The organism is Pantoea sp. EA-12 (assembly GCF_030053355.1).
GTDB lineage: Bacteria > Pseudomonadota > Gammaproteobacteria > Enterobacterales > Enterobacteriaceae > Pantoea > Pantoea vagans_C.
In genome coordinates, this window is record NZ_JASGBY010000018.1 from 1 (window position 1) to 10,775 (window position 10,775).

General features: G+C 50.4%; 17 protein-coding genes. 7 read left to right on the top strand and 10 right to left on the bottom strand.

From position 1 onward, the window contains the following. Positions 1-115: 115 nt before the first annotated feature. On the bottom strand, positions 116-1,426 hold the full coding sequence (locus QMZ30_RS21480; RefSeq protein ID WP_283228888.1) for a FliC/FljB family flagellin: 1,311 nt from the start codon (positions 1,424-1,426) through the stop codon (positions 116-118). A gap of 334 nt (positions 1,427-1,760) precedes the next feature. Between QMZ30_RS21480 and fliD the strand changes: the two genes are divergently transcribed. The 3 genes from fliD to fliT are packed head-to-tail and all read left to right on the top strand — an operon-like array spanning position 1,761 to position 3,964. Continuing rightward, on the top strand, positions 1,761-3,188 hold the full coding sequence (gene fliD, locus QMZ30_RS21485) for a flagellar filament capping protein FliD (protein WP_283228889.1): 1,428 nt from the start codon (positions 1,761-1,763) through the stop codon (positions 3,186-3,188). Between the two features lie 12 nt (positions 3,189-3,200). Beyond that, entirely contained in the window at positions 3,201-3,608 is a 408-nt protein-coding gene (fliS, locus tag QMZ30_RS21490; protein ID WP_034824372.1) for a flagellar export chaperone FliS, read from the top strand. Then, entirely contained in the window at positions 3,608-3,964 is a 357-nt protein-coding gene (fliT, locus tag QMZ30_RS21495; RefSeq protein WP_283228890.1) for a flagella biosynthesis regulatory protein FliT, read from the top strand. Before fliS ends, fliT begins: the two co-directional genes overlap by 1 nt. A gap of 52 nt (positions 3,965-4,016) precedes the next feature. On the opposite strand, the gene yedD is transcribed toward fliT, so the two are convergent. Next, positions 4,017-4,484, bottom strand: coding sequence for a lipoprotein YedD (yedD, locus tag QMZ30_RS21500; protein WP_283228891.1), 468 nt, complete (start codon positions 4,482-4,484; stop codon positions 4,017-4,019). 148 nt (positions 4,485-4,632) lie between these two features. Here yedD and QMZ30_RS21505 point away from each other — a divergent pair, with 148 nt between their 5' ends. Next, positions 4,633-4,956: a DUF6388 family protein gene (locus QMZ30_RS21505; protein WP_034824381.1), complete on the top strand. Its 324-nt coding sequence runs from the start codon at positions 4,633-4,635 to the stop codon at positions 4,954-4,956. A 198-nt stretch (positions 4,957-5,154) separates the two neighbouring features. Here QMZ30_RS21505 and iraP read toward each other — a convergent pair whose 3' ends face one another. Continuing rightward, positions 5,155-5,448 carry an anti-adapter protein IraP gene (gene iraP, locus QMZ30_RS21510; RefSeq protein WP_283228892.1) on the bottom strand — a complete coding sequence of 98 codons (294 nt, stop codon included), beginning with the start codon at positions 5,446-5,448 and terminating at the stop codon, positions 5,155-5,157. Between the two features lie 170 nt (positions 5,449-5,618). On the opposite strand from iraP, the gene QMZ30_RS21515 reads away from it, so the two are divergent. Beyond that, on the top strand, positions 5,619-5,858 hold the full coding sequence (locus QMZ30_RS21515; RefSeq protein WP_039331762.1) for a DinI-like family protein: 240 nt from the start codon (positions 5,619-5,621) through the stop codon (positions 5,856-5,858). 20 nt (positions 5,859-5,878) lie between these two features. Here QMZ30_RS21515 and QMZ30_RS21520 read toward each other — a convergent pair whose 3' ends face one another. The 4 genes from QMZ30_RS21520 to QMZ30_RS21535 all read right to left on the bottom strand — a co-directional run bounded on the left by QMZ30_RS21520 (position 5,879) and on the right by QMZ30_RS21535 (position 7,351). Next, complete coding sequence (locus QMZ30_RS21520) at positions 5,879-6,145, bottom strand: hypothetical protein (RefSeq protein ID WP_039331758.1); 267 nt, start codon at positions 6,143-6,145, stop codon at positions 5,879-5,881. A gap of 130 nt (positions 6,146-6,275) precedes the next feature. Beyond that, positions 6,276-6,569 carry a hypothetical protein gene (locus tag QMZ30_RS21525; protein ID WP_283228893.1) on the bottom strand — a complete coding sequence of 98 codons (294 nt, stop codon included), beginning with the start codon at positions 6,567-6,569 and terminating at the stop codon, positions 6,276-6,278. Between the two features lie 82 nt (positions 6,570-6,651). Further along, positions 6,652-6,981 (bottom strand): hypothetical protein, encoded by a 330-nt coding sequence (locus QMZ30_RS21530; RefSeq protein WP_283228894.1) that lies wholly within the window; start codon positions 6,979-6,981, stop codon positions 6,652-6,654. Then, positions 6,962-7,351, bottom strand: coding sequence for a hypothetical protein (locus QMZ30_RS21535; RefSeq protein ID WP_034824400.1), 390 nt, complete (start codon positions 7,349-7,351; stop codon positions 6,962-6,964). The genes QMZ30_RS21530 and QMZ30_RS21535 overlap by 20 nt, the downstream gene beginning before the upstream one ends. Positions 7,352-7,495: 144 nt before the next feature. Between QMZ30_RS21535 and QMZ30_RS21540 the strand changes: the two genes are divergently transcribed. After that, positions 7,496-8,164, top strand: a complete 669-nt coding sequence (locus tag QMZ30_RS21540; protein ID WP_283228895.1) for a S24 family peptidase — start codon at positions 7,496-7,498, stop codon at positions 8,162-8,164. Positions 8,165-8,199: 35 nt separating this feature from the next. Here the strand turns inward: QMZ30_RS21540 and QMZ30_RS21545 are convergent, their stop codons facing one another. Beyond that, positions 8,200-8,448 carry a hypothetical protein gene (locus QMZ30_RS21545; protein ID WP_283228896.1) on the bottom strand — a complete coding sequence of 83 codons (249 nt, stop codon included), beginning with the start codon at positions 8,446-8,448 and terminating at the stop codon, positions 8,200-8,202. Between the two features lie 245 nt (positions 8,449-8,693). Between QMZ30_RS21545 and QMZ30_RS21550 the strand changes: the two genes are divergently transcribed. Next, entirely contained in the window at positions 8,694-9,905 is a 1,212-nt protein-coding gene (locus tag QMZ30_RS21550) for a diguanylate phosphodiesterase (RefSeq protein WP_283228897.1), read from the top strand. A gap of 46 nt (positions 9,906-9,951) precedes the next feature. On the opposite strand, the gene QMZ30_RS21555 is transcribed toward QMZ30_RS21550, so the two are convergent. Further along, a complete protein-coding gene (locus tag QMZ30_RS21555) occupies positions 9,952-10,134 on the bottom strand; it encodes a hypothetical protein (protein WP_039331747.1) in 183 nt (60 codons plus the stop codon). A 175-nt stretch (positions 10,135-10,309) separates the two neighbouring features. Continuing rightward, positions 10,310-10,621 carry a flagellar hook-basal body complex protein FliE gene (gene fliE / locus QMZ30_RS21560; protein WP_039331746.1) on the bottom strand — a complete coding sequence of 104 codons (312 nt, stop codon included), beginning with the start codon at positions 10,619-10,621 and terminating at the stop codon, positions 10,310-10,312. Positions 10,622-10,775: the final 154 nt, after the last annotated feature.

The window sequence follows — 10,775 nt, forward strand, 5'->3', positions numbered from 1 at the left end:
ATTGGTGGAACAATCAGTAGATCACATATCTCTATGCCTGTCTTATTTTACCCGCCCATTACTGGGGATTCCTCAGCGCCGAAGCGGGGTTTGATAAGCAAAGCGCTTAGAGCGATTAGCCCTGCAGCAGAGACAGAACCTGCTGTGGAACCTGGTTAGCTTTAGCCAACACTGAGTTACCCGCCTGCTGGATGATCTGTGCTTTAGACATGTTTGAAACTTCAGTTGCGTAGTCAGCATCCTGAATACGAGACTGTGCTTCAGACAGGTTAGTTGTGGTGTTGTTCAGGTTGGTGATAGCAGAGTCCAGACGGTTCTGCACCGCACCTAGGCTTGAACGGAATTTATCTACCTGAGAGATAGCTTTATCCAGCAGCGCCAGTGGGTCAGCAGTGGCAGCGCCTTCGAATTCCGCAGTGGCGTCATCACCTGAGAGTTCGATCTCAACTTTGTTATCTGCACTATCCACTGTATTGTCGTCATCCAGTGCAGTGCCAACAGTGGTAGCGTAGTTTTTACCTTGGAAAGTAACATATCCAGCAGCATTGCCATCTTTATCCGCTGCAACTTTGATTAACTGCCCTGCTTGAGTAGCCGCATCTGTCAAACCGTTTGTTGTATCAGTATATTCAACATCCGCTTTGTTCAGCGTTACAGCACCTGAGTCGTGATCAATTGATGCTGAATAGAAATCGCTGCCATATTGAACAACATATTGACCAGTCGCAGCGCCAGTGCTTGTCTGAGTATTGTGCAAAGTCAGAGATGAAGCATCTACAGTAGTACCCAATGCAGTACTCAAATCAGAAGCTACATCAGTAAATGTAACAGTTTGTGGTTCATCACCCGCTGCGCCAGTAATCTGAGTGATTGAATCACTCACTTTAAGTGAATTACCTGACACTGAGAAACCGCTCAGACCTAAAGTAGAAGAGTCAATTTTCTGCAGGTCAATGGAGATGGTTTCACCATCGTTAGAACCAACCTGAATTTTCATGGTGCCGTCTTTAGCCAGCACGTTCACGCCGTTGAACTGAGTCTGACCAGATACGCGGTCAATTTCGTCCAGACGTGATTTGATTTCGTCCTGGATTGAAGACAGGTCAGAATCAGAGTTGGTGCCGTTCTGTGCTTGTACAGTCAGTTCACGAACACGCTGTAAGTTGTTGTTGATTTCTGACAGTGCGCCTTCAGTCGTCTGCGCAGCAGAGATACCGTCGTTGGCGTTACGAGCAGCCTGAGTCAGGCCGTTGATGTTAGAGGTGAAGCGGTTGGCAATTGCCTGACCAGCAGCGTCATCTTTCGCGCTGTTGATACGAAGACCAGAAGACAGACGCTCGATAGAAGTAGACAGAGCAGACTGGTTCTTGTTGATGTTGTTCTGAGTGATCAGCGAGAGGCTGTTGGTGTTAATTACTTGAGCCATGGTTAAGTTCCTATTAATCAAGTCTTTGGTTTAGGTTTGGGCTTCAACCCGCCGGCTTCAGCGCCGTCAAAGTTGTTATCGTCTGTGCTTAAACAACCTTTAGATTTTTTTTAGTACCAGGCGAAATTTTTTCTCTTCAACCTGTCACGCTTATCTTTATCGCCCTCACCCAGCACATCTTTAGTGCAACCTCAGCACTTTTCTAGCGCGAGAAATACCCTTCTCTATATGCCTTATTCGCTTTATCACTCGCTGATAAATAATTTTAAACTTTGCCCATCAAAAGCCGATAACCCGGGTATTCACTCTCCGTGTCGATATAAAAGGAAACAACATGGCTAGTATCTCTACGCTCGGTATCGGTTCAGGACTCGATTTAAGTACCATTCTGGATAACCTGGAAACCGCCGAGAAAGCGTCTCTGACTCCGATTTCTACTCAGCAAACGGCCTATACCGCCAAACTGAGTGCTTACGGGACGCTGAAAAGTGCACTGACCACCTTCCAGACGGCAAACACCACACTTAATGACGCCGATCTGTTTACCGCAACTTCTGCCACCAGCAGTTCCAGCGCCTTTAGCGCCACCACTTCTGGTTCTGTGGTTGCCGGTAAATACACCATCAGCGTGTCACAGCTGGCGCAGGCTCAAACCCTGACCTCTGCAGTGCAGACCAGCAACACCACGGCCCTGGGCGACAGTTCGGCCAGCAGCCGTACCCTGACCATCGCTTTGAAAGACGGCACCAGCAAAGATATCTCTCTGACCAGCGATCAAACCTCGCTGACCGGTATGCGTGATGCCATTAACAGTGCTGATGCCGGCGTCTCTGCCACCATTATTAAAGTTGGCGATGGCAGCTATCGTTTATCGCTGACCTCAAGCGAAACCGGCAGTGATAATGCCGTCAGCTCGATTAGCGTCACCGGCGATGACACCTTGCAAGGTATTGTGGGTTATGACTCCACATCCAGCAGCAACGCGATGACCGAAAGCGTTGCCGCGCAAAATGCCAAGTTAACCGTAAACAACGTTGAGATTGAGAACAGCAGCAACACCATTGATGATGCGCTGGAAGGTATTACGCTGAATCTCAACGACACCACCACCGGCAACCAGACGCTGACCATTACCAAAGACACGTCCAAAGCTGAAAGCGCCATCAACAGCTGGGTCAGTGCTTACAACACGTTGTTGGATCAGTTCGACACCCTGACCAAATACACCGCCGTCGATGTCGGATCTGATGCTCAAGACTCCAGTAATGGCGCGCTGTTGGGTGACAGTACCCTGCGTACTATCCAGACTCAGTTGAAGAGCATGCTGACCAATGCGCAAAGCTCTTCCACTTATAAAACCCTGGCACAGATTGGGATTACTACCGACCCGACGACCGGACAGTTGGAAACCGATTCCGACAAACTGGAAACCGCGCTGAGCAGCGATCCTGACGGCGTAAAAGAGATGATCGTCGGTGATGGCACGACCACCGGGATCTCAACTACCATCGCCACCAATTTGACCAGCTGGCTGTCAACCACCGGCATCGTGCAGGCCGCTACCGATGGTGTGAGTAAAACACTTAACGAGTTGACCGACCAATATAACGATATGAGTACGCGTATCGATAACATGGTGGCGCGTTACAAAACTCAGTTCACCGCCCTCGACGTTTTAATGAGCTCGCTCAACCAGACCAGTAGCTATCTGACGCAGCAGTTCGAGTCATCTAGCACGTCCAGCTCCAGTAGCTCATCGTAATAAGGAGTGATCATGTACAGCGCAAATGGCACCAAAGCCTATGCAAAAATTGGTGTGGAGAGCGCAGTGATGAGCGCTAACCAGCAGCAGCTGGTCTCCATGCTGTTTGACGGCGCGCTCAGCGCGCTGGTACGTGCCCGCCTGTTTTTGCAGGATGGCAATATTGAAGGCAAAGGTTCATCGCTGTCTAAAGCGATCAACATCATCGAAAACGGACTTAAGCAAGGTCTGGTGGAAGGTAGCGGCGATGAGCTCACCGATAATCTGGTGGGGCTTTACGCCTATATGGTCCGCCGTCTGCTGCAGGCCAACCTGCGAAATGACGTAGAAGCCATCGAAGAAGTCGAAGGTCTGCTGCGCAATATCGCGGATGCCTGGAAAGAAGTCGCTCAACCTCAACACCTTCAGGACGCCGTTTAATGAATAACGCACCGCATCTGATTACCGTTTACCAACAGCTACTCGATCTCAGCCATGGAATGCTGCGCCTGGCCGCAGACGGCGAATGGGATGACCTGATTACAAAGGAGATGGATTATGTCAGTGCGGTGCAAACGTTGGCCCGAACAACAGAAGCCGCACCGCCGTCTAACCAGATGCAGGAACAGCTGCGCCCGGTACTGCGCCATATCCTCGACAATGAGAGTGAAGTCAAACGTCTGTTGAAATTGCGCATGGACGAGCTGACGCTACTGGTGGGCCAGTCATCTAAGCAGAAATCGGTGATGAGCGCCTACGGCAAGCAAGGTCATGTGTATTTGCCGCAGAGTTCGTGATCGGCATGAAGTGCGAATGAGAAAGGGTGAGCCTCGTGCTCACCCTTTTTTATTACTTCTGCGCAGGCACCGAAACCGGCTCCATAATTTGCGGCTGAATATTCTGAATCACTGCTTCATTTGGGCGTTTCGCCACCTCTTCTAAGGCCTGCTGGCACTCTACGGTTGGACGATCGACCTTACGCATCCGCAAGCCGTCATAACGCAGCTCACCGTTCTGCAGCGTAATCGGCATCACGCGCACCTGACGTGTCACGTTGACCCAATCATCGCCCAAGCGGGTTAATTTGCCTGGCTTGGCAATCACGCGCTGCCACTGGCGGCAATCCAGCGTATCGCCCTGCGCACCGATAATCAGGCTGCCTATGGCTTGCTTACTGATCAGCTTGCTTTGTGGCCCGACGGTCTGCCAGTTACCTTGTAATTCCTGCGGTGCCGGGGTTTTTACTGCCCCTTCATAACTGGTGATTTGCGCACATCCGCTCAGCGCCAATGCGGCCAGTACCATCCACTTTTTCATTATCGATTCCTACACTCGCTTCAATGCCCGGTACGTTATAATTTTTCGCGTAAGTTACGCAAGGAATCTTCATTAAAACCCGGTGGTTCCTGACAATGTTCCCGGCGCGCGTTACACTAGCGCGCAAGATGATCAGCAGGAATTCCGAATGAAAACCCCAGAAGAGTATTACGCACAAGCCCGCACCATGTTTTTTGCTGCGCATGCCGATTTCCAGGCCGCACTGGATGAGTTAACCGAAAGTGATGCGCGTGCGGCTAACCTGTCTTTGCGCCAACTGCGTGAATGGCATGCCGAGCGTATTTACGCGGCGTTCCTGCGCCAAAAGAAACTAGACGGCATGCTGTTCTCTATTCAATTGGCCGAACCCGATAAAGCGGTTGCTGCGGAAGCTATTGAAACTTACTTAAAATCTCATGCAGAAGCACTGGGGATGACGTGGGAAGAGTTCTGCATCAAGAACGAGCTCTAAGCGAAGCGGTACTAAAAAAGCGTCTCAAATACACCTCCAACCACACAAATGAACAAGGAAAAAGTTGTACAACACCGATCAAGTTGTATAACTTATCTCTGACGGCTTAGGTCGTAGATTGTCCTTGAACGAAGGTGCTGTTGCACCGCCTCTGGAGGAGTTGCTGGATTTCCCCTCCAGAGGTAGTATTTTTTCCCCCTACTCTTCGCGCTCAACACCCTTTACCTCAACATAGCTCGCCACCGCCAACAGACGATTAATATGGGTAAGCAGCAGATCCACATCCGACTGCAAAAACTCATGCCCGCTGCGGGAAGCCGTCACAATCGCATCCTGAACGGTATCGCTGATGGTTAAGCTATTATCCTGCTTCGCATGAATCAGCAAGGCCGCGATCAGTAATGATTGCGCTTCAACCTGCGCCACCAGCTCTTTTGCTTCCGTATCCATTTTTGCCATTTTCAGCAAGATATCGATCACCAGTTGCCGCATGTCTACCTCCCAATGAGTCCATTTCCCTGTGTAACGCTGTTGAGTATCAGCGCAAATCCTGTGCACCGCTTGCCAGAAAGAAAAAAATTCCAGCCGACAAGCGTCGATGACTTGCTACTGTTTTTATTTACAGTAATATGACGCACCCTTTTGAAGAATGGAATGCCCTGATGTTTGTGGAACTGATTTACGACAAACGCAACGTGGCCGGTTTGCCAGGCGCACGCGAAATGATTTTGCAGGAGCTGGAGAAGCGCGTGCAACGTGTATTTCCTGAGGTTGAGGTGCGCGTCAAGCCGATGGAGCGTAATGGAATTGATACCGATCTGAGTAAGAACGATAAGGCGACTATTGCACGTATTGTCGAAGAGATGTTCGATGAAGCAGATATGTGGCTGGTGGCCGAATAGGCCACCCGCACGAAGGAAAATTAGCTTTCTTGTTCGCTGTGATTGATGGTGATCTCTAAATCCTGAATCGCCTGCTCAATGTCATCCAGCAGTTTTCCCTGCTTGTTGAGCAGCGTGTCGAAACGTCCCGCGTACTCTTTATCCTTATACTCGCCTGCATCGAAGGCTAACCAGTGGCTGGAAAGCGTCTCGGTGTTGGTCTGTGCGTAGTGACGCATCTCTTTAAGCTGTGAAGTGACATCACGCAGGTAATCGGTTTTGGTTTTAACAGTCTCTGTATCACTCATGGTGTCTTCCTTTTTGCTTAATAAGCCCGTTTAAATAACGTCTGAATGATTAAAGTTAGTAGAAAATATCGAGACTGCCTTAGGAATAATCGGAAGGTTGAATCGGGCGGCCAAATGACCGCCCGTATAGTTACAGATACTTCCGTGCTAACGCTATCAGCTCATCCTTGGCGGCTACCCCCAGTTTCTCCACGCCCTGTTCGACAAAGTTAAATGCCTGCGTGAAGTCTTTTACGCTGGCACTCACATCCTCGCTCACGGCGGAGACAGCGGCTGTACTGGCGGTTGCCGCAGGTGCAGCAACCTCCGGTGCTGGCGCACTGCTCGCAGCGGGCGCCGCGATCTCATTAGCAAAACTCTCCAGCGGTGACACTGTGCTGGCATCCGTGACGGTGGTCGGTTCAATAACAGTTTGGTCGCTCATAACTTTCTCCTTCTTGCTGAATAAAGACCGCAACTGATGAAGACGGGTTGCGATCCGCTCGGTAATACTCATCATGGCCTCCTTAATGCGTTGATTCCGGTGGCGCGTCTTCGGTAACAACCTGCTTAACTTTGTCTGCCGTTTTGTTTGCCGTGCGGTCTGGCAAACCGTCGAGTTTTTTCTGCAGCGCCACCAACTGGCTGGTCAGTTCGGCTACGCGCGCTTCGCGTCGGTCTGAAATGGTTCGGTACTGTTGTCGAATGTCTTCTACCCGTCGATTAGCACTGTTATTGACGAAAACAAACATGATGGTCATCGCCACACATACCAGTGACAGCACCAGCAACAATCCGCCCAACAGCAGCTGACGCCGATGGCCCCTGACTGAAAATTCACTGTTTATCTGCACCATCGCGACTCTCCTCAAGGGTGGTAATCAGTTGATTGATTTGGCTACGGAATTTGTCACTGTGATCCGATTCCGTGGTCGCTAGCAAAATGCCCAGTGCGTTCTTGATGAGCCGCAAATCGGTTTCCAGCGAAGAGATACGCCGGAGATTTTTATCGTGGCGAATACGCAGGTCATCATTCTCCTGGCGCATCAGCGCGTGGCTCTCCTTGAGAAGCATCACCTGCTCTTTGTAGCTGGTGATGATCTCGCCGCCGGCGCGATTGCTGGTGACGATGGCTGCAATACCAGCCATTAAAGGTTTCCAGAACACAGCTGCCGCGCCGCCGCCGAGAAGCAACGCACCGACACTGGTCACCAAACTACTTTCCATGCCTCACCTCTCAACACTGGCAAGGAGTTCGCCCCAGAAGCACGTTGACTACCCTTGCCAGGTGCGCAGTCAACGCCTGAATTTAAGTTTACTTTAATAAATGAATTTAAGTATACTTAAGTAAACCTTCCGGGAGTTGTCAAGATGATGAAAAAAGAATGTGTGGGTGAGCGAATTCGCAGTCGCCGTAAGGCGCTGAAATTGACGCAACAGGCGTTGGCCAGCGGTGTTGGCGTGTCACATGTTGCGGTTTCCCAATGGGAAAAAGAGGAAACCGTGCCGCGCGGCGAGAACCTGCTGCGGCTGGCAGAATGGCTGCAATGCACTGCGGCATGGATCATGGATGGCGAGGGTGAAGTGTTCAGCGCACCGCTGGCGATTAACCATCTCACCCCGCTGCCATTAATCAGTTTGACACAAGCGGCGCAGTGGATGCATGAGCAACGGTTGGCGGTGCAACAGCAGGCCACACGCTTTCTCTACAGCGATATCCTACTCAGCGAACAGTCGCTGGCCGTGATGTTAGAAGATGGTTCCATGCAACCCGACTATCGGCAGGGTGATACGTTGATTTTTGACCCCACCGTCGCACCACAACCCGGTGATGTGGTGCTCGCAGAGGTCAATGGTGTGGCGCAGGTTCGCGTTTTCCGACTGTTATCTCAGCGTCATGACGAACAAATTTTCTCGTTGCGACCGATAAACGAAGATTTTCCGGTGTTGACATCATCGGAGAACAGCATGCAATTGATTGGAACATTGATGGAAATGCGTCGTTATCGCGCCGATCACACCACGCAAAAAACCCGCTAATCAGCGGGCCAAGGTGGAGAAAACTACGGCAAATATTACAAAACGTCGGTCAGATGATCGACGACAACCCTCCCGTGCACATCCTTCTGTGTAATTCGATAACTGACGCAATAAGAGCGGCGGGTACTGAGTTTATCAAACAGCGCGACGCTGCCCTTCTGCTTGCCGTCTGCGCCAACAATGCACCATTCGGTGACATCTTCCTGACCGCGGTTGTGGAGTCTTAACACGCTCTGTTCAACTAAACGATCGCCATCATCAATCTTTAAATAGTCGCGTAACATTATGCTCACCTCTGGTTAACGAGGGCAACGATACGCCTTTTATTTATCCATTCAATCGAATTTATTTATCGATATCACTATTCCAGTGCGCTTCATTAACAATTCGACTTGACGCCAATTTCTGGCCGCTTCGGTTAACCTGTTATTTTAAAAATAGTTTACCTTTCGACGCGGTATCTGTAGACAGACCCCGGGATAAGCCTGTTACTGTGAGGCACACAATAATAAGGTAGTCACAAACCCATATGCTCAGCACCGTCCTTTATCGCAGCCATCTCCACAATCACATTCCCATCAACCGGGTGCAGGAGATGGTGGCCAGAGCTAACGAAAGAAATCAGCTTTGTGGTGTCACCGGAATTTTACTCTTTGATGGGCTGCACTTTTTCCAGTTGCTGGAAGGTCCGGATACGGTGGTAAAGGAGATTTTTCACCGCATCGGCATTGATAGCCGCCACCACAATCTGGTGACCTTAATGCAGGATGTGGCTCCCGCACGCCGCTTTGGCAATGTGGGTATGGAACTGTTCGACCTGCGTGAACACGACAAAGCCGACGCGCTGCAAGCGATTCTGGATAAAACCACTTATCGCTATTCATTGACCTATAAAGATCGCGCGATTCAGTTTTTGCGTACCTTTCTGGAGGCGCGCGACCGGGACCATTATTTTGAGATTCCGGCAGCAAACACCTGGGATTTTGCCACTGACGAAACCAGTGCGACGCTGCCCAGTCACAGCGTTGATACCACGTTGGATTGCCAGTTCGCCTTCCAACCGATTCTTGACCCCTTCTCCCGTCGCATTACCTCTTATGAGGCCTTGATTCGCACACCGACGGGCGGATCGCCGGAAGAGTACTTTGCGGCCTATGATGATGAGGCGATTTACCATGCCGATATCCAGAGCAAGCGCCTTGTCTTTAGCGTGGCGCAAGCCTTAGGTATTGGCGAGCAGCGCATCTCGATTAACCTGCTGCCGATGTCGCTGGTCAAGGTGCCGAATGCGGTTGAGTTTTTACTGGCTGAGATCGCTGCCAATGGCCTAATCCCACAGCAGGTGATTGTTGAAGTGACGGAGAATGAGATCATCTCCCGCACCGATGAGTTTTCCGCCCAAGTCAGAAAACTCAAAGCCGCTGGCATCAGTCTGGCGTTAGACGATTTCGGCTCAGGGTTTGCCGGTCTGTCACTGTTATCCAAATTCCAGCCCGACAAAATCAAGATTGACCGCGAGATCATCAGTGACGTGCACAAAAGTGGGCCGAAGCAGGCCATCGTGCACGCCATTATCAAATGCTGCTCTTCGCTGGAAATTGCGGTGATTGCCGAGGGTGTGGAAAAAGCCGAAGAGTGGATGTGGCTGGAGGCGGCCGGTATCAGCCAGTTCCAGGGATATCTGTTTGCCCGCCCGCTGTTGAATGGTCTTCCGGCGGTGGCCTGGCCCGAAATTAAATAGCGCTGTCCAACAGACAAAAACCGCCTGACGCTGGGCGGTTTTTCATTTAAAGCGGCGTAAAGCCCGGTGGTAATAATCGGTCGCTGATGACTTGATAGTTCATCAGCTTAAAAGAGCTGAGGGTAATCGGCACTGCAACACAGGGACGATACCAGCCAAACTGCCTAATATAACGCCACACCTCTGGCGGGTTATCTTTATCTCTAACCCAGTAATAACCTTCTTTCATCTATGCACGCTTCTTGTCGCTGCCCTTAAGAGCAGGCATTTATCAACGACGGCATACTAACACACAGATGACAGAAATGATCAGTAAGTGGTTGTTTTAATTAGCGCTTCGCTTATTATCAGCATTAAGGCAAATGACAATTCACACCGCGAGCAATGTCTTTCAACCTATACCGCTACACCTGCATATTCATAATATCGGTATAAGCCGACACCAGTTTGTTACGTACCTGAATCCCCATCTGCATTGAGATCGAGGATTTTTGCAGATCGACCATCACATCATTTAACTGAATGCCGGGTTTACCCATTTCGAAATCTTGCGCCTGGGTGCGTGCCGCATTTTGCGTATCACTGATTTTATCCAGCGCCGCTTTCATGGTGGCACCAAAATCCACCTGACTGGTTGACTCGGCCTGCTTGCCGCTGGCCTGCAGCGACGTTAACTGCAGCTGCTGCAACACACCATCAATTGCCTGAATCGACATTGCCTGTACCTCATTGAAGAAGGGTTCACATTTTCACGCTGGAAAAGTTAACACAGTGTCAATAGGACAAAGGCGCTAAATAAACGTAAAAACCACGGCTTATCCAGCCATCGAAGTGACCCGATTCATCAAATAATGCCAGGCATAAGATTGG